Origin of the sequence: Cobetia amphilecti (assembly GCF_020217465.1) — a bacterium.
Classification (GTDB): domain Bacteria; phylum Pseudomonadota; class Gammaproteobacteria; order Pseudomonadales; family Halomonadaceae; genus Cobetia; species Cobetia amphilecti.
Genome location: NZ_CP084115.1, coordinates 3,604,884 through 3,628,764, shown reverse-complemented (window position 1 = coordinate 3,628,764; position 23,881 = coordinate 3,604,884). Strand labels below are relative to the sequence as shown.

The 23,881-nt window shown below is 65.0% G+C and carries 20 protein-coding genes and 1 pseudogene; 14 read left to right on the top strand and 7 right to left on the bottom strand.

Features of this window, described 5'->3' with window-relative positions:
* Nucleotides 1–229: 229 nt before the first annotated feature.
* The gene (locus LCW13_RS15110; protein WP_225347320.1) at nt 230–1,207 is read right to left on the bottom strand and encodes an MDR family oxidoreductase; all 978 of its coding nucleotides are present in this window, start codon (nt 1,205–1,207) and stop codon (nt 230–232) included.
* A 197-nt stretch (nt 1,208–1,404) separates the two neighbouring features.
* Complete coding sequence (gene nhaB, locus LCW13_RS15105; RefSeq protein ID WP_225347319.1) at nt 1,405–2,937, bottom strand: sodium/proton antiporter NhaB; 1,533 nt, start codon at nt 2,935–2,937, stop codon at nt 1,405–1,407.
* Nucleotides 2,938–3,224: 287 nt separating this feature from the next.
* Between nhaB and LCW13_RS15100 the strand changes: the two genes are divergently transcribed.
* The 4 genes from LCW13_RS15100 to LCW13_RS15085 all read left to right on the top strand — a co-directional run bounded on the left by LCW13_RS15100 (nt 3,225) and on the right by LCW13_RS15085 (nt 8,660).
* Complete coding sequence (locus LCW13_RS15100) at nt 3,225–3,596, top strand: diacylglycerol kinase (protein ID WP_043334615.1); 372 nt, start codon at nt 3,225–3,227, stop codon at nt 3,594–3,596.
* Between the two features lie 102 nt (nt 3,597–3,698).
* Nucleotides 3,699–6,779, top strand: coding sequence for a bifunctional [glutamate--ammonia ligase]-adenylyl-L-tyrosine phosphorylase/[glutamate--ammonia-ligase] adenylyltransferase (glnE, locus tag LCW13_RS15095; protein ID WP_225347318.1), 3,081 nt, complete (start codon nt 3,699–3,701; stop codon nt 6,777–6,779).
* Nucleotides 6,780–6,866: 87 nt separating this feature from the next.
* Nucleotides 6,867–7,634: a hypothetical protein gene (locus tag LCW13_RS15090; RefSeq protein WP_225347317.1), complete on the top strand. Its 768-nt coding sequence runs from the start codon at nt 6,867–6,869 to the stop codon at nt 7,632–7,634.
* Between the two features lie 141 nt (nt 7,635–7,775).
* Nucleotides 7,776–8,660 carry an ion transporter gene (locus LCW13_RS15085; protein WP_225347316.1) on the top strand — a complete coding sequence of 295 codons (885 nt, stop codon included), beginning with the start codon at nt 7,776–7,778 and terminating at the stop codon, nt 8,658–8,660.
* A gap of 125 nt (nt 8,661–8,785) precedes the next feature.
* Here the strand turns inward: LCW13_RS15085 and speD are convergent, their stop codons facing one another.
* The 4 genes from speD to LCW13_RS15065 form a co-directional block, all read right to left on the bottom strand.
* On the bottom strand, nt 8,786–9,580 hold the full coding sequence (gene speD, locus LCW13_RS15080; protein WP_043334620.1) for an adenosylmethionine decarboxylase: 795 nt from the start codon (nt 9,578–9,580) through the stop codon (nt 8,786–8,788).
* Nucleotides 9,581–9,893: 313 nt separating this feature from the next.
* Nucleotides 9,894–10,319, bottom strand: a complete 426-nt coding sequence (locus tag LCW13_RS15075) for an OsmC family protein (RefSeq protein WP_043334623.1) — start codon at nt 10,317–10,319, stop codon at nt 9,894–9,896.
* Between the two features lie 178 nt (nt 10,320–10,497).
* A complete protein-coding gene (locus LCW13_RS15070; RefSeq protein WP_225347315.1) occupies nt 10,498–11,349 on the bottom strand; it encodes a nucleotidyltransferase family protein in 852 nt (283 codons plus the stop codon).
* Nucleotides 11,349–12,599 (bottom strand): aminoglycoside phosphotransferase family protein, encoded by a 1,251-nt coding sequence (locus tag LCW13_RS15065; protein ID WP_225347314.1) that lies wholly within the window; start codon nt 12,597–12,599, stop codon nt 11,349–11,351. The genes LCW13_RS15070 and LCW13_RS15065 overlap by 1 nt, the downstream gene beginning before the upstream one ends.
* Before the next feature lie 381 nt (nt 12,600–12,980).
* On the opposite strand from LCW13_RS15065, the gene LCW13_RS15060 reads away from it, so the two are divergent.
* The 8 genes and pseudogenes from LCW13_RS15060 (at nt 12,981) to LCW13_RS15025 (ending at nt 21,976) form a co-directional block, all read left to right on the top strand.
* Nucleotides 12,981–15,365, top strand: a complete 2,385-nt coding sequence (locus tag LCW13_RS15060; protein WP_404813691.1) for an LPS-assembly protein LptD — start codon at nt 12,981–12,983, stop codon at nt 15,363–15,365.
* An 82-nt stretch (nt 15,366–15,447) separates the two neighbouring features.
* The gene (locus LCW13_RS15055) at nt 15,448–16,731 is read left to right on the top strand and encodes a peptidylprolyl isomerase (protein ID WP_225347312.1); all 1,284 of its coding nucleotides are present in this window, start codon (nt 15,448–15,450) and stop codon (nt 16,729–16,731) included.
* Nucleotides 16,732–16,758: 27 nt separating this feature from the next.
* Nucleotides 16,759–17,775: a 4-hydroxythreonine-4-phosphate dehydrogenase PdxA gene (pdxA, locus tag LCW13_RS15050; RefSeq protein ID WP_225347311.1), complete on the top strand. Its 1,017-nt coding sequence runs from the start codon at nt 16,759–16,761 to the stop codon at nt 17,773–17,775.
* A 194-nt stretch (nt 17,776–17,969) separates the two neighbouring features.
* A pseudogene (rsmA, locus tag LCW13_RS15045) lies at nt 17,970–18,758 on the top strand (16S rRNA (adenine(1518)-N(6)/adenine(1519)-N(6))-dimethyltransferase RsmA); the annotation flags it as partial.
* A 185-nt stretch (nt 18,759–18,943) separates the two neighbouring features.
* On the top strand, nt 18,944–19,324 hold the full coding sequence (gene apaG, locus LCW13_RS15040) for a Co2+/Mg2+ efflux protein ApaG (protein WP_043334633.1): 381 nt from the start codon (nt 18,944–18,946) through the stop codon (nt 19,322–19,324).
* A 71-nt stretch (nt 19,325–19,395) separates the two neighbouring features.
* Entirely contained in the window at nt 19,396–20,235 is an 840-nt protein-coding gene (locus LCW13_RS15035; protein ID WP_131432747.1) for a symmetrical bis(5'-nucleosyl)-tetraphosphatase, read from the top strand.
* Nucleotides 20,236–20,313: 78 nt separating this feature from the next.
* Complete coding sequence (gene glpE / locus LCW13_RS15030; protein WP_054557228.1) at nt 20,314–20,640, top strand: thiosulfate sulfurtransferase GlpE; 327 nt, start codon at nt 20,314–20,316, stop codon at nt 20,638–20,640.
* 91 nt (nt 20,641–20,731) lie between these two features.
* Nucleotides 20,732–21,976: a polynucleotide adenylyltransferase gene (locus LCW13_RS15025; RefSeq protein WP_225347310.1), complete on the top strand. Its 1,245-nt coding sequence runs from the start codon at nt 20,732–20,734 to the stop codon at nt 21,974–21,976.
* 184 nt (nt 21,977–22,160) lie between these two features.
* Here LCW13_RS15025 and LCW13_RS15020 read toward each other — a convergent pair whose 3' ends face one another.
* Nucleotides 22,161–22,781 carry a glycerol-3-phosphate acyltransferase gene (locus LCW13_RS15020; protein ID WP_153636562.1) on the bottom strand — a complete coding sequence of 207 codons (621 nt, stop codon included), beginning with the start codon at nt 22,779–22,781 and terminating at the stop codon, nt 22,161–22,163.
* Nucleotides 22,782–22,942: 161 nt separating this feature from the next.
* Between LCW13_RS15020 and folB the strand changes: the two genes are divergently transcribed.
* Nucleotides 22,943–23,320 (top strand): dihydroneopterin aldolase, encoded by a 378-nt coding sequence (gene folB / locus LCW13_RS15015; protein WP_043334640.1) that lies wholly within the window; start codon nt 22,943–22,945, stop codon nt 23,318–23,320.
* Nucleotides 23,317–23,856, top strand: a complete 540-nt coding sequence (gene folK / locus LCW13_RS15010; RefSeq protein WP_043334642.1) for a 2-amino-4-hydroxy-6-hydroxymethyldihydropteridine diphosphokinase — start codon at nt 23,317–23,319, stop codon at nt 23,854–23,856. Before folB ends, folK begins: the two co-directional genes overlap by 4 nt.
* Nucleotides 23,857–23,881: the final 25 nt, after the last annotated feature.

Here is a 23,881-nt window from a genome sequence, read left to right as displayed (position 1 = left end):
ACACAAAAAACCCCGCCCGAAGGCGGGGTGGTCCTCCACACGCCCGGCATGGCTGAGGGGAGGGCACTCGGGACGCTCGACAGGGCGCAACGAGATAACAAGAGCATAGCGTTGTGTGACGGCGTTGGCTAACGCCAAAATCGCTATTGCACCGCAACAATCAAGGACTTGAAGCGTTTTTGGCGCTGCGAGGGCAAATTTTCCGTCGCGGGTCGTGCGTCGAGTGTCTTCAGCGCGTCGGGTCGAGCAGCACGCGACCGCTGACGCGTCCGTCGATCATCGCCTCGGCGCGTTCGGCGAGGCCTTCCAGGCCGACCGTCTCGAGCTGCATCTGGGCGTGCATCTCGTCCGGCAGGTCGGCCAGACGCTGCCAGACCTTTTGACGGCGTTCGGCATTGATCATGACGCTATCGACGCCCAGCAACGAGACACCGCGCAGGATGAACGGCATCACGCTGGTGGGCAGGTCGGCGCCCGCCGCGAGGCCCACGGCCGCCACCTTGCCATCGTAATTCATCTGCGCCAGCAGATTGGCCAGCACCTGGCCACCGGCGGTATCCACGGCGCCTGCCCAGCGGCTCTTTTCCAGCGGACGGCCCTTGTCCTCGAAATCACTGCGCAGATGGACTTCGCTCGCGCCCAGTGACTCGAGCCATTCGCGCTGCTCGGCCTTGCCGCTGATCGCGTGAACCTCGAAGCCTTGCCCGGCCAGCATCTGCACGGCCCAGCTGCCGACCCCACCGGTGGCGCCGGTGACGATCACCGGGCCCTGCTCGGGCGTCAGGCCGGCCTCCTCGAGACGCATCACGCACAGCATGGCGGTCAGGCCGGCGGTGCCGAAGGCCATGGCCTGCTCGGCGCTCAGATTGGCAGGACGCTTGACCAGCCACTCGGGTTTGACGCGCATGCGCTCGGCCAGGCCACCCCAATGGCGCTCGCCCACGCCCCAGCCGGTCAGAAGGACCTCATCGCCCGGCTGATAATCCGGCGAGTCGGAGGCCTCGACGCGACCCGCGAAATCGATGCCCGGCACGAAGGGCAGCTCGCGAACGATCTTGCCACGGCCAGTGATGGCCAGCGCGTCCTTGTAGTTGAGTCCGGAACGCTCGATGGCCACCGTGACAGGCAGGTCAGGTAGCTGATCATCGGAGAGGTCGACGACTCGAGCGCGAGGTGTCTCTTCGTGCAGCATCAGTGCGCGGGACATGGCTGTCTCCTTGTGGATGGCGTTGGTGTTGGCGGTCTTCCTGCTTGAAGGTGTCACGGCGTCTGATCGAGACGCGTCATCTCACAGTGCCTGCAAGCGACGCTGTGGGGAAGTCTCGCGATATCGACATTGGGATGAGACTGACGCAACCGGGGCCAGCCGGAGGTGCGGCTGGCCCCGGTAACAGGCGGCGCTGACTAGATGAAGCTGCGCACGGTGGCCAGCCCGACCAGCGTCATCAGCACCGTGTAGGGCAGCGCCATCCACACCATGCGCCCGTAGGAGAGCCTGACCAGTGGCGCGATGGCGGAGGTGAGCAGAAACAGGAACGCCGCCTGGCCGTTGGGGGTCGCAACGCTGGGCAGGTTGGTGCCGGTGTTCACCGCGACCGCCAGCGCATGGAAGTGCTCGCGGCTGATATTGCCGGCCACGAACTCATTCTTGACCTGGGTGATGTACACCGTGGCCACGAAGACATTGTCCGAGATGGCCGAGAGCAGGCCGTTGGCCAGGAATAGCGCACCGGCCTGTTCCTCGATGGGCAGACTGAGTACCCACTGGATGAACGGCTGGAACAGATGCTGCTCGTGGATGACCGCGACGATGGTGAAGAACACCACCAGCAGCGAGGTGAAGGGCAGCGATTCCTGGAAGGCGCGGCCGATCTGATGCTCATCGGTGATGCCGTTGCCGGCGGTCAGCAGGATGATCACCGCCAGTCCGATCAGCCCGACCTCTGCCATGTGCAGTGCCAGCGCCAGGACCAGCAGCACGGCCACCACGGCCTGCACGATCAGCGCGGCGCGTTCCCGCGGCGTGCGCCGTGAACCCTGGTGATGGTCATAATCCTCGAGAATGCGTCGTACGCTGGCGGGCAGGCGCTGGCCGTAGCCGAACCAGCGGCCACGCTCCAGCAGCACGCACAGGGCGAGGCCGGCGAAGAAGGTCGGCACGGTGACCGGCGCCATGGCGAGGAAGAAGTCGATGAAGTCCCATTCGGCGGCCTTGGCGATCACCAGATTCTGCGGCTCGCCGATCATGGTGCTGACGCCTCCCAGCGCGGTTCCCACCGCGCCATGCATCAACAGCGAGCGCAGAAAGCCGCGGAAATCCTCGAGGTCTTCACTGTGCACGGCCTCGACGCTGACATCGTTGGCATGGTCATGCTGGGTGTCGAAATGCTTGCCCGAGGCCACCTTGTGATAGACGGAGTAGAAGCCCACCGCGATGCCGATGATCACCGCCGTCACCGTCAAGGCATCGAGAAAGGCGGACAGCAGGGCGCTGGAGAGACAGAACATCAGCGACAGCCAGGTCTTGGAGCGCACGCCGAGGATGATCTTGGTGAAGGCATACAGCAGCAGCGGCTTCATGAAGTAGATCCCGGCCACCATGAACATCAGCAGCAGGATCACCGGCAGGTTGCGCTCCATCTCCTGCATGATGGCCTCCGGCGAGGCCATGCCGATGACGACGGCCTCCAGTGCCAGCAGGCCGCCCGGCTGGAGGGGATAGCACTTGAGCGCCATCGCCAGCGTGAAGATGAATTCCCCCAGCAGCAGCCAGCCGACGATCACGCCACCTTGCGGACCGCTGAACCACAGCAGCAGCGGATTGGTGATCAGAAACAGGCACATCAACTGCTTGTACCAGCGTGGCGACTGGCCGAGGAAGTTGCGCGCCAGTCCGCGGCTGAGCGTCTGGCGTGTGTCGTGTGATAGCGAAGGCATGGGCAGTTCCCGGCGTTGATTTGTTGTTGTTGGAGGACGGGATCGGCAATGCCGCTTCAGCGCGTGCTTTGCTATCATCGCCGCCGTCATCGAGCGCCTGGCGGTATTAGAGCACGCCCGTCGATGAGGTCTCGGGTAGCCTTTGGTCGTGAAAATCGCGCAGGCAGCGCTGCGCTGTCGCTGGCCGGTGTGCTGCGAGCTCTCCCGAGGCGTGTTGCTGGCAGACGTCGTCCGATTGAAAGATCGGCCTTTGCAGCCTCCGTGCTGCTTCTGTACGAGACCCGAAGATGAAATCACGGCATACCGGCTTGACCCACCTCAAGCATTCCGCGCGTTACTCGCTCAAGGGCCTCAAGGCCGCCTGGAGCAACGAAGAGGCCTTCCGCCAGGAGATCGTGCTGTGCGCCTTGCTGCTGCCGTTTGCCTGGTGGATCGGCGACTCGCATGTCGAGTGGCTGCTGCTGGTCGGCTCCACGCTGATCGTGCTGATGGTCGAACTGCTCAACTCGGCGGTGGAATCCGCGATTGACCGCATCGGCCCGGAATTCCATGAACTGTCCGGGCGCGCCAAGGACATGGGCTCGGCGGCGGTGATGATCAGCCTGATCTTCGCTGGCCTGACCTGGGGTACCTTGCTCTACGACAAGCTGTTCGGCTGAGCGCCCAAGCCCCGACCACATCAATGAAAGGGGTCGGCGGGCAGGCCGTGTCATGTGCCTGCGGCCTCCGTTATGCTGAGGGCTGGATCGAAGGAGACGACCATGCCCCAGCCATCCCCCGCGCAGTCCCGCCCACTGTTGCCCGCTGATTTCCTTGCGCCGTCATCGCTGCTCGCCGAGCAGTCGGCTGACAGCCGTGCCACGCTCGAGAGCGCCCTGCACGCCGCTCAGGAGCGCCTCGAAGAGAGCCTGACCCAGGCTGAGAACCTCAGCGAGATGCGTGGCGATGACAGCTCACCGCTGGCGAGCTTTCTGGCCCTCGATGAGCGTCAGCGCAGCCAGCTTGGGCGTCTTATCACGCTGTCCGACTTCGCGCTGGAGACGTTGTGCCGCCGCCCTGAACTGCTGTCCGAGCTGCTCGAGAGCGGCGAGCTGGAGCGCGCCTTGCCGGTCGCGCAGCTCACTGAGCGCCTCGCCGCCGGTCTCGCCAGCGCCGATGATGAGAAGGCGATGCAGCAGGTGCTGCGGCGCTTCCGCCAGCTGCGCATGCTGGGCATCGTGTGGCGCGACCTCAACGGCGCCGACATGTGGCAGACCGCGGCGGCAGTCTCGCACCTCGCCGAAGTCACTCTCGAGGGCGCGCTTGGCTGGTTGGAAGCCTCGCTTGAGCCGCGTTACGGCCGCCCCGCGCCGGACCGCTTCGGCGAGCCGCAGCGGCTGGTGGTGCTCGGCATGGGCAAGCTGGGCGCCGGCGAGCTCAACCTCTCCTCCGATATCGACCTGATCTTCGCCTTCCCCGACAAGGGCGAGACATCGGGCGGTCGCAAGTCATTGGATCATCAGGAATATTTCACGCGTCTCGGCCAGAAGCTGATTGCCGCGCTGGACGCGATGACCGCCGATGGCTTCGTGTTTCGCGTCGACATGCGGCTGCGTCCGCTGGGGGACGGCGGGCCACTGGTCGGCAGTTTCTCGATGCTGGCCAGCTACTATCAGGATCAGGGCCGCGAATGGGAGCGTTACGCGATGCTCAAGGCGCGCCCGGTGGCGGGCAGCGTCGCTGCCGGCGAGCGCCTGATCGCGCACCTGCGGCCCTTCGTCTATCGCAAGTATCTGGATTTCGGTGCCATCGAGTCGCTGCGCGAGATGAAGGCGATGATCAATCGCGAGGTCAAGCGGCGCGGGCTGTCCGACAACATCAAGCTCGGCTCCGGCGGCATTCGCGAGGCGGAGTTCATCGCCCAGGCCTTCCAGCTGATTCGGGGCGGGCGTGAGTCGGAATTGCAGGTCACCTCGCTCAAGCAGGCCTTTGCGCGCCTGCCAGCCCTGGGCTTGCTGCCGCAGGCGGTCGTGGATGAGCTGGTGCCGGACTACGTCTTCCTGCGCGATCTTGAACACGCCCTGCAGGCCCAGGCCGACCGCCAGACCCAGACACTGCCGCTGGACCCGCTGGGCCGCGAGCGCCTCGCGCTGGCCATGAAGCTGCCCGATTGGGAGGCGCTCACCGCGCGCCTGGAGGAGGTGCGCACGCGCATCCGCCATCATTTCGACAACGTGATCGCCGCGCCGGAAGACGACGAGGCCGAGCAGGGCGAAGGCCAGCAGGCGCTGGATGAGTGGCGAGCACTGTGGCGTGGCGAGCTGACGGCCGAGGAGGGCGAGGCTCTGCTCGCCGAGAGTGGCTTCGAGAGTGCGGCCGAGAGTTTCCGGCGCCTCGACAGCCTGCGGCGGTCACGTGCGGTGCAGGGCATGCAGCGCATCGGCTTTGATCGCCTCGATGCACTGATGCCGCCATTGCTGCAGGCGCTGGGCTCGGCGGCGGGCGACCCCGAGAAGCCCGGCGAGCACGATGCCAGCCGAGTGCTGGAGCGCGTCTTGCCGCTGATCGAGGCGGTGCTACGCCGGACGGCCTATCTGGCGCTGCTGCGCGAGAACCCGGATGCGCTGGCGCAGTTGATGCGCCTGTGTGCGGCCAGCCCGTGGATCGCCGAGCAGCTGGCGCGCTATCCGGTGCTGCTCGACGAGCTGCTGCACCCGCACAATCTTTACTCACCCGCCGACAAGACGCGTCTCGCCGATGAGCTGCGCACCGCACTGTCGCGCATTCCCGAAGATGATGAAGAGGCGTTGCTCGAGGCCTTGCGGGTGTTCCGCCATGCCCAGGTACTGCACGTGGCGGCCTCCGATATCGCCGGTGCCCGCCCGCTGATGAAGGTCAGTGACTATCTGACCTTCATCGCCGAGGTGGTGCTGGAACAGGTGCTGGCGATGGCGTGGAAGACCCTGACCCGCAAGCATGGTTTCCCCATCGGGCGCGATGGCCAGCCGATCACCGGCGACAGCCTGAGTGGAAGCTTCGTGATCGTCGGCTACGGCAAGCTGGGCGGCATCGAGCTGGGCTATGGCTCGGATCTGGATCTCGTCTTCCTGCATGATGCGGCCAGCAAGGGCCAGACGGATGGCCCGCGGCCGCTGGACAATCCGCTGTTCTTCACGCGTCTGGGGCAGCGCATCATCCACCTGCTGACGGCGGTGACGCCGGCCGGTGCGCTCTACGAGGTCGACATGCGCCTGCGCCCGTCGGGCAATTCGGGGCTGCTGGTCTCGAGCCTGGCGGCCTTCCGGGACTATCAGCTCACGCAAGCCTGGACCTGGGAGCATCAGGCGCTGGTGCGTGCGCGGGCCGTGGCGGGAGACCCGGCGCTGGCGCTGGCCTTCGAGGAGGTGCGCCGTGAGGTGCTCGGTCAGCAGCGGGACGAGAAGACGCTGCGCCAGGAGGTGATCGCCATGCGCCACAAGATGCGTGATCACCTGGGCAGCAGCGCCAAGGACCGCGAGGCCGGCCAGTTCCATCTCAAGCAGGATGCCGGCGGCATCGTCGACATCGAGTTTCTCGCCCAGTACTGCGTGCTGGCGCTGAGTCATCAGGTGCCTGCTCTGCTCGAGTGGAGCGACAACATGCGGCTGCTGGAAACCCTCGAGTCCTGTGGGCGGCTGCCGGGTGAGCAGGCCGGTGAGCTGCGCGAGGCCTATCTGGCCTACCGCGATGTCAGCCATCGGCTGGCGCTGGAGAAGCACGGCAGCCTGATGCGGCTGGAGCAGCACCCGATGATTGCCGCCCACCGTGAGCGGGTCATCATCCTCTGGCAGGCACTGCTGGGCGAGGATCAGGTCAGTCACTAGGAGGTTTAACGCCAAATCAATGCTCGCAATCCCCTGTCGCTGTCCCCAGAAAGGGTGCACCAGACAACGTTGACAGGGGAGGTCAGCATGATGGAGTGGATTGCGAATCACTCGAAAACCATCTCGGCGATAGCCAGTATCGGCTCGTTCTTTATCTGGCTGGTCTACGCGCAGCTGCTGTATCACAACTTCCGTCGCCAGCGTCGCCCGCGAGTGCTGATCAATCGCGGCAAGTCCAAGGGTATCGACAGTCTGTGCATCGTCAGCAACATGAGTGCCGAATCGATCTTCATCGAGCACATCATCGCCAGGCTGGATACCAGTCATGGCAGCCTGCTGATGGATGTCACCGAGTTCGAACGCAGCTATCAGGAAGGTGACGAGCAGCGCAAGGATGCGCAGGACGATGACAGCGAACAGCCCGCGCAGGAGGCTTCCAGCAGCAGTGAATGGCGTATCTCCGATACCACGCGTCAGGGGCCGCTGGGCTCGGGCGACTTCCTGCATATCGGGACTTTCTCTGAAGTCATCGAGCGCATGGCGCGCCGCAATGGCATCTCGCTCGACGGTCACTGGCCCAGCAATGAGCAGCTGAAATTCCAGCGCCTGACACTGCGCATCATCGGCATCTACGGCAGTGAGGACCATCCGATCGGCGTCGAGCGTGCCTTCCGCCTGCACGATGCCAATGGAGAATGTGCGCTGGTACCGGAGCGCTGGGATTCCAATCGCCTGTCATCACGCAGGCAGCGTCACAAGTTGCGCAAGCTTTTGAATCGCATCAGTGGGGAGGACATCAGCAAGCAGTCCACCTTCCAGCCCCCGAGTGACGAGGAGTCGCGCAACAAGGCTTGATGAGCGCGGGCGCCTGAGCCCAGAAATCCATGAACCATCGGACAGATGAGTGCTCGGGCGCACGCCAGCGGTGGCTTCACACTGTCAGGGCGACGAGGATGGGGTAGGCTTTCCAGAGCCCCACTCACGGAGAGTCTTCGGATGCAGGAACGCGTCACGCCCTTTCAGCTGTTCATCCTGGTGCTGTCGATCTATGTGATCGGCGCCATGGTGGTGGACCTTGTCTTTGTGTTGTCACCGCAGGTCCAGCGGTTGCTGGAATACATGGACTATGTGGTCTGTCTGTTCTTCTTCATCGATTTCTGCAAGCGCTTCGCCAGTGCCAAGAGCAAGCGTGAGTACATGAAGTGGGGCTGGATCGACCTGCTGGCCTGTATTCCGGCGGGACTCTTCCAGGGCGCGAGGCTGTTTCGTGTGGTGCAGGTGCTGCGGGTGCTGCGCGCCATCAAGTCGATGGAAATGATCTGGAAGCTGCTGTTCCGCAACCGGGCCGAGGGGGTCTTCGCCTCGGCGGCCACCGCCACGGTGCTGCTGGTGGTGTTCGGTGCCCTGACCATGCTGATGGTGGAGACACCCAATCCCGAAAGCCCCATCAATACCGCCGAGGAGGCGCTGTGGTGGGCAGTGGTGACGGTGACCACCGTCGGCTATGGCGACTACTATCCCATCACGACGCTCGGTCGCGTGGTGGCGGTGCTGCTGATGGTCGGGGGCGTGGGGCTGTTCGGGAGTTTCGCCGCCTATATCAGCTCGATCTTCATCGAGGATGACAGCGAGCAGGAGGCCCGGGCGGCGCGTGCCCAGCGCGACATGACGCGGGCGCTCTATCATCAGATCAGCGAGCTGACGACGGAGGTGCGCGAGCTGCGTGAGCGGCTGGATCAGGTCGCGCAGGAGCGGGGCGAGTCGCTGGCTGAGCGCGAGCGCCACCGCGAGGCGCTGCATCGCCAGGTGAATGAGGAGATGGAACAGCGCCTGGGGGATGCCGCTCCGCCAGACAAGGAGGGCCCCGCCGGCGAACGTTGAACCGGCAGGCAGGCAACAAAAAGCCCCTGACACCGTGAGGTGTCAGGGGCTTTTTTCGAACTGTCATCAGGCCTCAGGCAAGCAGGCACATGCGCTGCGACTGCCGTGCATGACGCAGACGATGATCAGTCGAAGTTGCGCGAGTAGAAGATCTCGAGCATTTCACGACGCAGACGGCCTTCGATGTTGGTGGCTTCCTCGAAGGTCAGCTCGCGACGCGAGGTGCCGAAGAGGTAGTTGTCCAGTTCGAAGTCCTTGAGCAGCATCTTGGTGTGGAACATGTTCTCTTGATACACGTTCACATCGACCATCTGGTAGGCACGCTTGGTGTCTTCCGCCAGGTAATCCTGGATGGAGGTGATGTCGTGATCGATGAACAGCTTCTTGCCATCCACGTCGCGCGTGAAGCCACGCACGCGGTAGTCCATGGTCACGATATCGGAATCGAAGCTGTGGATCAGATAGTTAAGCGCCTTCAGCGGGCTGATCATGCCACAGGTCGAGACATCGATATCGAGACGGAAGGTGCTGATGCCGTTGTCCGGGTGGGACTCGGGATAGGTGTGCACCGTGACGTGAGACTTGTCCAGATGGCCGACGACCGTTTCCGGCAGCGGGCCCGGGCCCGGCGCGGTCTGGGACACGTCCTGCTCTTCCAGCTCGTGCTCGGCGATCAGGATGGTCACGCTGGCGCCATGCGGCTCATAGTCCTGGCGTGCGATGTTCAGCACGTGGGCACCGATGATGTTGGTGACATCCTTGAGGATCTGGGTAAGACGCTCGGCATTGTAGAGCTCATCGATATAATCGATATACGCCGTGCGCTGCTCTTCGGTCTGCGCGTAGCAGATGTCGTAGATATTGAAGCTCAACGAACTGGTGAGGTTGTTGAACCCGTGAAGGCGGAGTTGATCGCTCACGTCCAGGCCTCCTTGAAATGGGAGGGTGGTATGACATCCGATGCGCCATTGCAATGGGGCAGAGGCAGGCATCGGGCCGAAGAGGACATCTCGAAAGGCCCGTCCCGGGCGCTGGCAGCATGACTCACAGGGAGCATTGCGTACCATCTTTGCCACGAGACGACCGGTGAGACGACCGGTTTGAGGGGCGTATTATGCACAGGCAGGGCTGACACGCCAGCGACAATTCCCGCCGATCTTGGCGAGACGTCGTCAGTGGTGCGCTCCCTCCCGCCGTCGGCGGGGCCTTGAACGGCGGGAGGGCGAGGCGTGATCAGGCCGTGATGTCGATGACTTCGTAGGAGTGAGTGATCTCGACACCCCCGGCGCTCAGCATCAGGGAGGCGCTGCAGTACTTCTCGGCGGACAGCTCGACGGCACGCTTGACCTGGGATTCCTTGAGGTTGCGACCGGTGACCACGAACTTGACGTGAATCTTCGTGAACACGCTCGGCACGCTATCGGCGCGCTCGGCGCTCAGTTCGGCGTGACAGTCGGTGACCTGCTGGCGGGCCTTTTCCAGAATCTGGATGACATCGAAGCTGGTGCAGCCGCCCAGACCCATCAACAGCATTTCCATCGGACGCGGACCGGTGTTGCGACCGCCGTTGTCCGGATTGCCGTCCATGACCACGCTGTGGCCGCTGCCGGATTCGGCGAGGAACTGGCGACCATCGGTCCATTTGATGCTGGCGTTCATTGCCATGTCGGAACTTCTCCTTCTGATAAGTCGTTGATGCGCCGCCGGCCCGGCGCTAGTGGCTATAAAGGCCAGGGGCTACAGGAATAATGGCGCGGTGAGCAGGATGGCGCACAGGGTAGCATTGTCATCGGCGTGCCCGGAGGAACGTCCAGCGCTGAGCTTATATCGCGCTGGCTCAGGCCCTGGCGTGGCTCAGCAGCTCATCCAGCTCGGCCAGACGCTGTGGGGTGCCGACATCGATCCAGGCGCCGCGATGATGCAGGCCGCGCACCTCGCCATGCTGCATGGCGTCACGCAGCAGCGGCGCCAGCTTGAAGACGCTGTCAGGGCCCTGGTAGGCAGGCGTCTCGGCGATGGCGCGGCGGATCAGGCGTGGTGACAGCCACGACACGCCGGAGAAGGTCAGCCGGCTGCCGGCCTGCTCTTCTTTCTCGTCTTTCTCGTCCTGCTCGTCACCCGTGGCGCCGGCTTCATCCTTCACTATCCCCGTCGGGGTGAGCAGGAAGTCCCCGCGAGGATGATGTGGCGGGTTATCCACCAGCACCAGACCCGCCAGCGCCTGCGGCTGGTCGGCAAGCGGGGCCAGTGAATGGCTCGCCAGCGCCTGGATGGTCAGCAGCGTGAGGTCGACGTCACACCAGACATCGCCATTGATCAGCAGGAAGGGCGTGTCATCGCCTGCGTCCTGCGTCAGCGCATCGGAGAGTGACAGGGCGCGAGCGATGCCGCCGCCGGTTTCCAGCGGCGTCTCCTCGCGCGAGAAGATCAGCGTCAGGCGGCGCTTGCGCCCCTGCCAGCAAGCCTCGAGCTGGCCCTTGGCATTCGGCTTCGCGGCGAAGTGGCTCAGAATCCTGTTGGCCAGGTGGCCGACATTGATGACGACCCTGTCCACATCGATCGCTTCCAGGCGCAGCAGATGGTGCTCCAGCAACGGCAGCCCGGCGACTTCCAGCAATGGCTTGGGGGTGTGGTCGGTCAGCGGGCGCATGCGCGTGCCGAAACCGGCCGCCAGAATCATCGCGCGCATCAGTGGCTCCCTGTCTCGTTGTCGGTATTTGCTGCGCTTTCCTTGCTTTCCCCACTTGCCGCAGCGCACTTCGCGGTGTCAGCGGCGGCCGCATTGCGCTGCAGGCGGGCGGCGCGATCGGCGAGGGCTGCCAGCTCATCGTAATCATCGAGATTGATCTCGGGGCGCTCGCCATTGGCGAGACGCAAATCGCGCGCCTCGCATTCCTCGGCCAGCCGCAGCGACAGCGCCGGCGTCAGCACCTCATCCAGCCAGTGGGTGAAGGAGATCAGTTCCGGGCAGAAGGCCAGACCTTCGCGCAGGTGGCCGAGGAAGCGCGGCATCAGCGTCAGGTAACGGGGCTTGGCGTCCCGCAGCGTCAGGCGCGCGAAGATGCCGAGAATCTTGAGATTGCGCTGCACGCCCATGCGCTCGACGCTCTGGCGGTATTCCAGCGGGCTCGGTGCCGGCAGGCTGGCCGCGGCGTAGCGTGGCAAGGCGGCCAGACGCGCCTGCTCGATCCAGCGCGCCATGGCGGGTTCCGGCCAGCGCCAGTGACGGTCGCGCAGCAGCGAGATCAGGTCGTAGTTCTCGGGGCCGCTGACGGCGTCCTGGAAGTCGATGATCCACAGCCGGGGCTGGTGCTGGGATGCCGACTGATGCAGAAACAGGTTCTGGGCATGGAAGTCGCGGTGCACGGTCACCACCGGCTGCGCGCTGGCGGCCGCGAGCAATTGGTCAGTCAGCTTGCCCCAGGCGGCGTAGCGGCGGTCATGCGGCATGTCGAGCAGCTGGCCGAGACACCACTCCGGAAACAGCTCCATTTCTGCGGACAGGCGGGCGTCATCATAGGCCGGCAGGTTGCCGGGCGGCAGCTGATGCAGCTGCTCGAGTAGCCCGATGGCTTCGCCATAGTAGTGGTCGGCGTGCTCGGTGCTGGTCAGGGCGGTCATCAGCGGGGTGTCGCCGAGGTCTTCCAGCTCCAGGAAGCCGAGTGTCTCGTCGAAGGCGAAGACCTCGGGCAGCGGCAGGCCGGCGTCACGCCATTGGCGGGCGATGGCGACGAAGCCGTGGCTGTCTTCCTTCTCGGGCGGGGCGTCCATCAGGATGCGCGCCGGCGTGGCCGGGTCGAGCTCCTCGAGGTGCAGGCGGAAATAGCGGCGGAAGCTGGCGTCGTCAGCCACGGCGCTCATGCGCACGGCCTCTGGCGTGAGGTCGTGGCGGGCGGCGGCCCAGGCGTGCAGCGCCTGGCGGCGGGCGTCGGATGTCATGGGGCTTGGGCTCCTGTCGGCGTGTGCGGGGCCGGCTGTCAGTTGACGCCTGTGCCGCGGCCCCGCATGCTGTCGTGTGGTGACGAGAAGGCAGGCGGAACCGGCAAGCAGGAAGGCCGGTTGCTGGGCCTGTATAATACCGATTCCCCCAGCCAAGGACACAGAGCAGCCATGGCCCAGCGCAGCCATTCATCCCATCCGGGCAAGCCGACGACCGCTCCCGGGCGACGTCAGCGTCGCTTCGCGACTCCCTCTCTGTCTGCTCATTCCCGGCAGGCACCGATAGCCCGATTGGGCGATGACCGCCCGGTCTGGCAGCTCAAGCCACTGGTTTTCCGTCTGTTGTGGACCCTGGCGCCTCTGGCCGCCGGCGCCCCTCTGATGGCACAGGCCGCTCCGCCCGAGCCCCTGTCAGCCAGTCAGCTCGACTGGCAGCCCTATGATGAGGTGCCGCAGGGCAAGCTGTGCTCCGGGCGCTATGTCACGCCGGCCTACCGTATCGAGGCGGGCGACACGCCGGAGCAGGTCACGACCTCGGCTGACAAGGCCAACTACGGCAACGATGGTGTCGCCACCCTGATGGGGGAGGTGGTGCTGCGCCGCGGCGATTCCCAGCTGGAATCGCCCGAGGTCAGCGTCAACGAGGCGCGTGACACCGCCACCGCCAAGGGGCCTGTCACCTATCGCCAGCCCGGGGTCCTGCTGCGCGGCGACGACGCGCGGGTCTCGCTCAACAGCGATGCGGCCAGCGTCGACAACGGCCACTACGTCTTTCACGAGCAGCATGTGCGCGGCGACGCGGTGCAGCTGGCGCGTCTCGAGGATGGTCGCTACCGCCTGAAGGATGCCAGCTTCACCTCCTGCGAGCCGGGCAACAGCCTGTGGCGTCTGGTCGGCAGCGACATCACCATCGATCAGGATTCCGGCTGGGGAACGGCCAAGCATGCGCGCATGGAAATGGGCGGCGTGCCGGTCTTCTACTGGCCCTACGTGCGCTTCCCGGTCGATGACCGTCGCCATACGGGCCTGCTGTGGCCGCAGTTCAGCTACACCAGCTCCAGCGGCTTCGATTACGCCCAGCCGATCTACCTGAATCTGGCCCCCAATTACGATGCCACCCTCACGCCGCGTTACATCTCCGAGCGTGGCGAGATGCTGGAAGGCGAGTTCCGCTATCTATTGCCGCGTGGCGATGAAGGCAGCATCGAGGGCGCCTGGCTCGCCGATGACGATGGCGGCAGCGATCCCGACGATGACGAGGAAGACCTGATCGGCGAGGACCGCTGGTACATCAACTACCAGCATGCTGGCCGCTATGATGCCCGTACCGACTACCAGTTGAAGTACGGCGCCGCCTCCGATGGCAATTATTTCGACGACTTCGGGCGCAACTTCGGGGAAACGGAAACCGATAGCCTCGAGCGTCTGGCACAGCTCGATTACCACGGCGATGTCTGGGACCTGCAGTTCAAGGCGCAGGGCTACCAGCGCATGGACTACCCGCTGGATAACGATGACAAGCCGTTCTACCGTCTGCCGAGTCTGACCGCGGATGGTCGCTGGAGTCAGTCCAACGGCTTCTACGAAGAGTGGAATTCCAACGCGACCTACTTCTGGCGTGATGTCGATGAGACGGACGCCGACATCGACGAAGACCAGGCCGCCAATGGTTCGCGCCTGCGTCTGGCACCGGCGCTGGGCTGGCGTAGCGATCAGAGCTGGAGCTTCATCGAGCCGCGCGCGCAGCTGGTCAGCCTGTCATACAGCCTGAACTACGGTGATCGCGAGACCGACCGCAGCACCAGTCCGTCCGCCACCATCCCGGTACTGTCGCTGGACAGCGGCCTGATCTTCGATCGCGAGACCGAATGGTTCGGCGACGGCTATACCCAGACGCTGGAGCCGCGCCTCTATTACGCCTACGTGCCGGAGGTCGACCAGTCCGATCTGCCCGACTTCGACACCTCGGAAGATGCCTTCAGCTGGAATCAGCTGTGGTCTCCGTACCGCTTCAGCGGGGGTGACCGCGTCGGCGATACCAACAAGGTCTCCTACGGCGTGTCGTCACGCTTCATCAGCGATGAAAGCGGCCGTGAACGCCTCAAGCTGGGCGTCGGTCAGTCGAGCTACCTGTCGGACCGCAACATCGACATGGACGGTGATCCGGACAAGACCTCACGCTCCGACTTCGACAGCTACTCCGACTACTATCGTGCGACGCGTGACCGTTCGCCGGTGGTCTTCCAGGCCGATGTGGTGCTCAACGACCAGTGGACCGCCTCCCAGGCCGTGTTCCAGGATTTCGATCGTGGCGTGACCGAAAGTGCCCAGACCTCGCTGCGTTATCGTGCGGAACAGGGCACGGTACTGAACTTTGGCTTCAATCGTGAGATCGAAGGCTTCGTGCCTTACGACGATGAGGACGAGGATGACGTGCTGGGCTATACCCGCAACGAGTGGGATTTCTCCTTCGCGACGCCGATGAGCGAGAGCTGGTCGCTGCTGGGTCGCTACATGTATGACAGCACCAATTCCCGTTCACTGGAGAAGGTGTTGGGCGTGCAGTACAACGATTGCTGCTACGGCGTGCAGGTCACCTGGCGTGAATGGCAGGATGACAACGACACCGCCAACACCATCTCGGATGACGAAGAGAAGAATGGCATCTTCCTGACCTTTGAATTCAAGGGCTTGGGAGGCGTTGGCCAGAGTGCTGACAGCTACCTGGAACAGGCCGTACCGGGCTATCGCAACGCGGGCTTCTGAGTCGCCGCGCCAGGCCGTGAATGACGCCAAGGCGCCGCCGCAGGGCGGCGCCATCAACATTTTTACGCCGAGAGAACATGTGATGCGCAAGACCCTGATTGCCCCGCTGGGGCTGGCATTTGTGCTGGCGAGTCTGCCGGCCGGTGCCGCCGAGTTGCTCGACCGCGTGGTTGCCGTGGTCAACAAGGACGCCATCATGCAAAGCGACATGGAGCAGCGCGTCACCCAGGCGAGTCAGCAGTTGCAGAGCCGTGGCATCAACCTGCCGCCGCGCGACGTGCTGGAGCGTCAGGTTCTTGATCGTATGGTCAACGAGCAGATTCAGCTGCAGCTCGCGGAACAGGCCAACCTCAGCATCGACGATACCCAGCTCAACGCCACCCTGCGCGGCATCGCCAAGGACAACGGCATGAGCCTGGAAGCCTTCGCGGACAAGCTCGAGCAGGACGGCATGTCGCTGGCCCAGGTGCGCGATCAGGTGCGTCGTGAGCTGCTGGTGCAGCAGATCCAGCAGCGCAGCGTCGCCAGCCGGGTGCGGATCTCCGATCGTGAGATAGACCGCTATCTCAACCAGCAGAATGTCGGCAGCGACGTCCAGTACCATCTGGCGCACCTGCTGGTGGCACTGCCCCAGGAGCCGACGCCGGACCAGGTCAACGCCGCGCGCGCCAAGGCCGACAGCCTGCGCCAGCAGATCGAGCAGGGCACCGATTTCGCCCAGCTGGCTGCCGCCGAATCCGCCGGTAGTCAGGCGCTGAGCGGCGGCGATCTCGGCTGGCGTTCCGGCGGTGAGCTGCCGACGGTGTTCGCCGATGTCATCCCGAACATGCAGGCCGGTCAGGTCTCCGAGCCGCTGCGCAGTGCCAGCGGGTATCACCTCGTCAAGCTGATCGAGAAGCGTGGCGCGGGCAAGGCGTTGATTTCCCAGACGCGCGCACGCCACATCCTGATCCAGCCCAACCCGAACCTCAGCGATCAGCAGGCGCTTGAGCGTGCCGAGTCCATTCGCCGCCGTCTGCTGGGAGGCGAGGACTTCGCCGCGCTGGCTCAGGAATTCAGCGACGACAAGGGCAGCTCTCTCAAGGGCGGTGAGCTGGGTTGGGTCAGCCCGGGCCAGACGGTCTCCTCCTTCGAGACGGCCATGAATGGCCTGGACGTGGGCGAGATCAGCCAGCCGGTCAAGAGCCGCTTCGGCTACCACATCATCGAAGTCGAGGAGCGTCGCCAGCAGGATGTGACCAACTCCAGCCAGCGTGACAAGGTGCGCAAGACCCTGTTCCAGCGCAAGCTCAATGATGAGCTCGAAGCCTGGCAGCAGCAGGTGCGTGCCGAGGCCTACGTCGACAACCGTCTCGATGAGCAGTAAGCCCGAGTGGAGCAGCGAGACACCGTCATGAATCGTCGCGAAGAGACTGCGCCCGACATCATCGCCCTGACCGCCGGCGAGCCGGCGGGCATCGGCCCGGAACTGCTGGTCATGCTGGCCGGCCAGGCGGAAGCGTTCCCCGCGCAGCTGGTCGCCGTGGCGGACCCCGCCTTGTTGGTCAGTCGTGCCCGCCTGCTGGGCTTGCCGCTGGTGGTGCATGAGCTGTCACCGGGTGACCCGCTGCCGCCGACCCGCAATGGTGAACTGGCCGTGTGGCCGGTGCCGCTGGCAGTGCCCAGCGAGCCGGGCGTGATCGATGCGCGCAATGGCGATCATGTGCTGGCGATGCTGGATGTCGCCATCGCCGCCTGTCAGGCGGGGCATGCCAGTGCGATGGTGACGGCACCGCTGTCCAAGGCCGCCGTGATCGAGGCCGGGCATGCAGGCTTCACCGGCCACACCGAATATCTTCGCGATGTCTGCGGGGTCGAGGAAGTGGTCATGATGCTGGCGTGCCCCGGGCTGCGGGTGGCGCTGGCCACCACGCACCTGCCGCTGCGCGAGGTGGCCGATGCCATCACGCCCGAGGGCCTGACGCGGGTGATGGAGATCCTCGCCAAGGACCTGACGCGCTACTTCGGCTGTGCCGCACCGCGCATCGCGGTATGCGGGCTCAACCCGCATGCCGGCGAGGGCGGGCACCTGGGGCATGAGGAGATCGAGGTGATCTCCCCGACGCTCGACGCCCTGCGCGCGACCGGCATGCAGCTGGATGGCCCGCTGCCGGCCGATACCCTGTTCACGCCGCGGCATCTGGAGGGCGTGGATGCGGTACTGGCGATGTACCACGACCAGGGCCTGCCGGTGCTCAAGTATGCCGGCTTCGGTGAAGCCGCCAACATCACGCTGGGCCTGCCGATCGTGCGTACCTCCGTGGATCACGGCACGGCGCTGGACCTCGCCGGCAGCGGACGCGCCGACGTCGGCAGCCTGTTGCAGGCCGTGCGTGTCGCCATCGAGATGGCAGCCGCCGCGCGAGCCTGAGATAATCCCCGCATCACTCGGGCGTGACCGCATGGCGGCACGTCAGGCGTGCCCCACAGCGTGGCGTCTCGCTACCCCAGTCATTCGACCATCGAGGATGGTCTCGCCGCCCCGGTCTGCCTGTGTCCCTGCAGGCCATGGCGGCGTCTTGTTGTCGGGAATCCCGACGGATTCCCAGGAGGAAGGTCAGTCCCATGTCCCAACATTTCCCCGCGCATCGCGCTCGCAAGCGTTTCGGTCAGAACTTTCTGCAGGACCTTGGCGTCATCTCTCGCATCGTGAATGCCATTCGTCCCGCGGAAGGCGAGCGCCTGGTCGAGATCGGCCCGGGGCAGGGTGCCTTGACCGGCCCGCTGCTGGAAGCGGCAGGCAAGCTGGAAGTCATCGAGCTGGACCGTGACCTCATCCCGGGTCTGCGCGTGCAGTTCTTCAACTACCCGGACTTCGTGATCCACGAAGGCGATGCCCTGCGTTTCGACTTCCCGGAGCTGGTCGGTGATGGCCCGGCACTGCGCGTGGTCGGCAACCTGCCGTACAACATTTCCACTCCGCTGATCTTCCACCTGCTGGAAGCACGCGGCGCGATCTCCGACATGCACTTCATGCTGCAGAAGGAAGTCGTCGAGCGTCTGGCCGCCGAGCCGGGTGGCACCGACTGGGGCCGCCTGTCGGTGATGACCCAGTATTACTGCGCGGTGGAAAATCTGTTCCTGGTGCCGCCGAGCGCCTTCTTCCCTGCGCCGAAGGTGGATTCCGCCATCGTGCGTCTGGTGCCGCACCGTGAACTGCCGCATCCGGCCAAGGACGAGAAGCTGCTCGCCGTCATCGTGCGCGAAGCCTTCTCCCAGCGCCGCAAGACGCTGCGCAACAACTTCAAGGGCCGCATCGATGCCGACCAGTTGACCGCGCTGGGCATCGACCCCTCGCGTCGCCCGCAGACGCTGACCGTCGCAGAGCTGGTGATGATCAGCAACCACCTCAGTGAGCAGGGCATGACGGTGGACAAGGCCGACAAGGCACCGAAGAAGCGTCCGCGCAGCAATGTCGGCCACGGTGCGCCGGCAGCCGACAGTGCCAGTGGTAGTGATGGGAATAGTGACAGTGGCGAGCGCCTCGATGCCGAGAGCGATGCCAAGGGCGACGCCCGCAACGCCAGCGACCACGACGCATGAGTAGCGTGGCGGACATCCGTATCGACGCCGTACCCGAGTACTGCGCCGACGAGAGTCGTCCGAGCGAGAACCGACACGTGTTCCGCTACACCATCACCGTGCACAACGGGACGGATGAGACCGTGCAGCTGCTGGCGCGCTACTGGAAGATCACCCAGGGCAGCGGCGATGAGCAGGAAGTACGTGGCAAGGGCGTGGTCGGCAAGCAGCCGCTGATCGCGCCTGGCGAGAGCTTTCGCTATACCTCGCGCGCCGTGCTCGACATGCCGGTCGGCGTGATGCAGGGGGCCTATACCTTCTGTGACGCGACCCATGCGCGCACCTTCGAGGTCGCCATCGCACCGTTCCGTCTCGCCGGTCCGCATCAGGTTCACTAGGGTGGCCGCGTGACGCAGCGTTTCGTATTCAAGACAGCAAGTCAGGCCGCCACGGCGGTCAGGGAGTGGGCATGACGCAGTGGGCGATTGGCGATTTGCAGGGCTGCCATCAAGAGTTCGAACTTCTGTTGCAGCGCCTCGATTTCACGCCGGGGCGCGATGTGCTGTGGCTGGCGGGAGACCTGGTCAATCGCGGGCCGGGCTCGCTGGAATGCCTGCGTCTGGTCAAGTCGCTGGGCGATGATGCGCGGGTGGTGCTGGGCAACCATGACCTCCACCTGCTGGCGGTGGCCGAAGGCTTCAGCCGCCACAAGCGCTCCGATACGCTGACGCCGATTCTCGAGGCGCCGGACCGTGAGGAGCTGCTGGACTGGCTGCGTCGTCAGCCGCTGATGGTGGATGCGCTGGTCGGCAATCGCCGCACGGTGATGAGCCATGCCGGCGTGTTGCCGAGCTGGACGCTGGACCAGGCGGCCGGTTATGCCCGCGAAGCGCACGCCGTGCTGGCGGGCGACGACTATCGAGGCTTTCTCGGCGAGATGTACGGCAATACGCCGGACCGCTGGCAGGAGGATCTCGAAGGCACGCCGCGCCTGCGCTGCATCGTCAATGTCTTCACGCGCATGCGCTTTCTGCACAGTGATGGCCGACTGGATTTCGCGGCCAAGGAAGGGCTGGACAGCGCGCCGGAGGGGAGCCGTCCCTGGTTCCAGTACCCGCGTCCCGAAGGGGCCTGGGATGATTCGCCGCGCCTGCTGTTCGGTCACTGGGCTGCTCTGGAAGGCGAGACACCGGCGGCGCGTCAGGATGTCGAGGCGCTGGACACCGGCTGCGTGTGGGGCGGTGGCCTGACGGCGCTCAATCTCGAGACGGAAGAGCGCGTCTTCGAGCCGGCGCTGACCTCGCGCTGAGCGCCCTCCCGTCGCCAGTGACAGCAGGTCTGCCGTCGCTGGCGAATGCCTTTCCCTTACTCAACAAGCGGAGTCCGCATGAGTTTCGAACATCTTGATCTCGCAACCCTCAGTGACTGGCGCCAACGCGACCCGTCACTCGTGGTACTCGATATCCGCGATCCGCTCAGCTTCACGCAGGGGCGTATCCCGGGCAGCCGTCATCTGGACAACGCCAGTGCCGGTGCCATCCTGGAAGACACCCCGCGCGACAAGCCGCTGGTGGTGGTCTGCTATCACGGCCATTCCAGTCAGCAGGCCGCCGCCTGGCTGGCGGGACAGGGCTTCGAGAAGGTCTATTCCCTCGATGGTGGCTTTACCCAGTACCAATTGACGCATGGTGATGACGTCGAGAGCGGTAGCTGACGCCGCCTGCACGTGACTGCCATCACTGGTCGTACTTCCTCGCTTTCCTCATTCAGCTTTGTATCTCGTGCCGCAGGGCAAGGACATTCGCATGACTCAGACGACGCCTTCTTCACTGACCGATTCGCGTGACCGCCTGTTGAGCGGGTTTGAGGTCTATCGCGTGGGCGGCGCGGTGCGTGATGCGCGCCTGGGTTGGCCGTGGCACGAGTGCGACTTCGTGGTGGTGGGCGCGACGGTGGAAGACATGCAGGCGCGTGGATTCCGGCCGGTCGGGCGGGACTTCCCGGTCTTTCTGCATCCGCAGACCCAGGAGGAGTACGCGCTGGCGCGTACCGAGCGCAAGTCCGGCCACGGGTATGTCGGCTTCAGCGTGCATGCCAGTCCCGATGTGACGCTGGAAGAGGACCTCATTCGTCGCGATCTGACCATCAATGCCATGGCCGAGCCGCTCGACAGCACGCCGGGGCAGGGCGAGGTGATCGATCCCTACGGTGGCCTGGCGGATCTCGAGGCGCGCGTGTTGCGTCATGTCTCGAGCGCCTTCAGCGAAGACCCGCTGCGCGTATTGCGCGTGGCACGCTTTCTGGCGCGCTATCAGGGGCTCGGCTTCACGGTCGCGGAGGAGACACGGCAGATGATGGTCGCCATGGTCGAGAGCGGCGAGGTCTCGCATCTGGTGGCCGAGCGGGTCTGGAAGGAGACCGAGAAGGCGCTGGGCGAGGCCAGCCCCGAGGCCTACTTCCAGCTGCTCGACGAACTGGGGGCGCTGGCGGTGCTGATGCCGCCACTGACCCGCGATGCCGAACAGCTCACAGCGGCGCTGGCGCGTCTGGATCGCCTGCCGCGTCAGCTGGTCGATGAGGCGGAGATGGTCTGCTGGCGCATGGCGCGCCTGGTGGAGCACCTGTCACGCGACGAGATCGATGCCCTGGCGCAGGACTTGCGCCTGCCCAGCGCCGTGCGTGACGCCGCCCAGCAGGCACGTCTGTGCCGGGAATTGAACGAGGCCTCGCGGCGGGAAGGTGGCGTGAGCGCAGCCGATCTCAAGGCCTGGCTGGATGGTGTCGATGCCTGGCGGCGTGGCGAGCGCCAGTCGGTGCTGGTGGCCCTGCTGGCCGTCGAGGACAAGGGGTTGGCGCGGCTGGGCAATGCCGTCTGGCAAGCCGCGACGGCGGTGTCGCCGCAGTCTCTGGTCGAACAGGGCCTGAAAGGGGCGGAGATCGGGCGTGCGCTCAGTGAACAGCGCCAGCAGGCCATCGAGCAGGCGCTGAGCGAATGGCAGGCCATGCCGGAAGTGCACGCGCCTCATTGCGGCTGCGGACACAGTCACTGAGCACCTGACCGCTGCTGAGCACCTGGCCTGAGCAAATGACCTGAGCATATGACCCCGAAAGCCCCGGCCCTGCGCCGGGGCTTTTGCGTCGTGGCATCAGGAAGGGTTTTGTGAGGGCGAGCGTGCTGTTTATGGGCAGAGCGTGTTTTTCATGAGCGGAGCGCAGCGTGTGAGCAAAGCTTGCTTACAGACGCGGCTCGCTGCCATCGCTCAGGCGGCGCAGATTCAGCGCATGACGAATCACGATCAGGCTGGCGAAGACCAGAATCACGCCGCTCATCTGCGGCGCCAGCCACAGGCTGAACAGGGGTGCCGCCAGTCCGGCCACCAGCGAGGCGATGGCCGCCGTGCGCAGTCGCCAGGCCAGCCCGACCCACAGCGCGGCGCAGCTCAAGGCGACGCCCGGCGCCAGCATCAGCAGCACGCCAAAGGCAGCGGCCACGGCCTTGCCGCCGCGGTGGCCACGGTGCCACAGCGGCAGACTGTGGCCGATCAGCACGGCCAGCCCGATCAATCCCAGAGCCCAGGGCGGCAGCGAGAGCGCCAGCCCCAGCCAGAGTGCCGGCATGCCCTTGGCGGCATCGAAGACCAGCACCAGAGCGGCGGGCAGTGCGCCATGCAATCGCAGCACATTGGAGAAGCCCGGATTGAAGGACCCCGCCAGGCGTGGGTCGGGCAGCCCCAGTCGCTGACAGATCCACACCGCGCCCAGCACCGAACCGCTGGCATAGGCCACGGCCATCAGCAGGCTCAGCTGTTGCCAGGCGGCCAGTTGCGCGGCCCACTCGATCAGGCCCGTCAGCATGCTGTCGACTCGCTGCGTGCCCGAGGTGTCGCACACAGGCAGGGAGAGAGGGGCAGGCAGCTTGGCCAAGCAGGGGCCGGGTGCAGTAGAATCATTCGCATGATGGCGGGGCCTTGGGCGTCGTTTTTATTCGTTCATTCGACAAGCATAGAGGTAACGCCGTGGATCGTGTGCTGATCGAGGCTCTGGCCGTGGAAACCGTGATTGGGGTCTATGACTGGGAGCGTACCATTCGCCAGCGTCTGGTGATGGATCTGGAAATGGCCACGGATATTCGTGCCGCAGCTGCCGACGATGACCTGACGCACACCCTGGACTACGCCGCCATCAGCGCGCGCATCCAGACCTTCGCCGAAGAAAGCCACTTCGAGCTGGTGGAAACCTTCGCCGAGCGCCTGGCAGCGCTGCTGCGTGAAGAGTTCGGCATTCCCTGGCTGACCATGACAGTGCGCAAGCCGGGCGCCGTGCCGGAAGCCGCCGCCGTTGGCGTGCGCATCGTGCGCGGCAGCCTCGAGACCGTCTCGGATGCGCCGGCATGAGTCTGGTACTGATCTCCATCGGTAGCAATATCGAGCGCGAGCATCATGTGCGGGTCTGCCTGGATGCGCTGGAGGCGACCTTCGGCAACCTGACGTTGTCCTCCGTCTACGAGAGCGAGCCGGTGGGCTTCGTCGACGGGCGCAACTTTCTCAACCTGGTCGCGGGTTTCGAGAGTGACTGGAGCGTCGGCGAATTGCAGGCCTGGTGCAAGCAGCTCGAGCTGGCCAATGGTCGCCTCAAGAACAGCGCCAAGTTCAGTCCGCGCACCCTGGATCTGGACCTGCTGACCGTCGGTACCCTGACCGGGGAGGTCGATGGCGTGATGCTGCCGCGCGATGAGGTCGATCGCAATGCCTTCGTGCTGCTGCCGCTGGCCGAGTCGTTCGGCGAAGAGCGCCACCCCGTCACCGGCGAGGATTACGCTTCGCTTTGGAAGGCGTTCGTGGCCGCCGGGCGCGCCGAACAGCAGCCGCTATGGCCGGTGGACTTCAGCTGGCGCTGCCGCATGATCTCTCGCGCTGATGCCACGGTCTGACGCTGCTCTCTGATGCCCCAGCCTG

Excerpts from the sequence above, each read along its gene's own strand:
- pdxA (WP_225347311.1), top strand. The coding sequence starts at position 16,759 with ATGAATCGTCGCGAAGAGACTGCGCCCGACATCATCGCCCTGACCGCC.
- LCW13_RS15065 (WP_225347314.1), bottom strand. The coding sequence starts at position 12,599 with ATGACATCCGACGCCCGCCGCCAGGCGCTGCACGCCTGGGCCGCCGCC.
- nhaB (WP_225347319.1), bottom strand. The coding sequence starts at position 2,937 with ATGCCTTCGCTATCACACGACACACGCCAGACGCTCAGCCGCGGACTG.
- LCW13_RS15110 (WP_225347320.1), bottom strand. The coding sequence starts at position 1,207 with ATGTCCCGCGCACTGATGCTGCACGAAGAGACACCTCGCGCTCGAGTC.
- LCW13_RS15070 (WP_225347315.1), bottom strand. The coding sequence starts at position 11,349 with ATGCGCGCGATGATTCTGGCGGCCGGTTTCGGCACGCGCATGCGCCCG.
- LCW13_RS15090 (WP_225347317.1), top strand. The coding sequence starts at position 6,867 with ATGATGGAGTGGATTGCGAATCACTCGAAAACCATCTCGGCGATAGCC.
- glpE (WP_054557228.1), top strand. The coding sequence starts at position 20,314 with ATGAGTTTCGAACATCTTGATCTCGCAACCCTCAGTGACTGGCGCCAA.
- LCW13_RS15060 (WP_404813691.1), top strand. The coding sequence starts at position 12,981 with ATGGCACAGGCCGCTCCGCCCGAGCCCCTGTCAGCCAGTCAGCTCGAC.
- apaG (WP_043334633.1), top strand. The coding sequence starts at position 18,944 with ATGAGTAGCGTGGCGGACATCCGTATCGACGCCGTACCCGAGTACTGC.
- folK (WP_043334642.1), top strand. The coding sequence starts at position 23,317 with ATGAGTCTGGTACTGATCTCCATCGGTAGCAATATCGAGCGCGAGCAT.
- LCW13_RS15020 (WP_153636562.1), bottom strand. The coding sequence starts at position 22,781 with ATGCTGACGGGCCTGATCGAGTGGGCCGCGCAACTGGCCGCCTGGCAA.
- LCW13_RS15025 (WP_225347310.1), top strand. The coding sequence starts at position 20,732 with ATGACTCAGACGACGCCTTCTTCACTGACCGATTCGCGTGACCGCCTG.
- LCW13_RS15085 (WP_225347316.1), top strand. The coding sequence starts at position 7,776 with ATGCAGGAACGCGTCACGCCCTTTCAGCTGTTCATCCTGGTGCTGTCG.
- glnE (WP_225347318.1), top strand. The coding sequence starts at position 3,699 with ATGCCCCAGCCATCCCCCGCGCAGTCCCGCCCACTGTTGCCCGCTGAT.
- LCW13_RS15100 (WP_043334615.1), top strand. The coding sequence starts at position 3,225 with ATGAAATCACGGCATACCGGCTTGACCCACCTCAAGCATTCCGCGCGT.
- LCW13_RS15035 (WP_131432747.1), top strand. The coding sequence starts at position 19,396 with ATGACGCAGTGGGCGATTGGCGATTTGCAGGGCTGCCATCAAGAGTTC.
- LCW13_RS15055 (WP_225347312.1), top strand. The coding sequence starts at position 15,448 with ATGCGCAAGACCCTGATTGCCCCGCTGGGGCTGGCATTTGTGCTGGCG.
- LCW13_RS15075 (WP_043334623.1), bottom strand. The coding sequence starts at position 10,319 with ATGAACGCCAGCATCAAATGGACCGATGGTCGCCAGTTCCTCGCCGAA.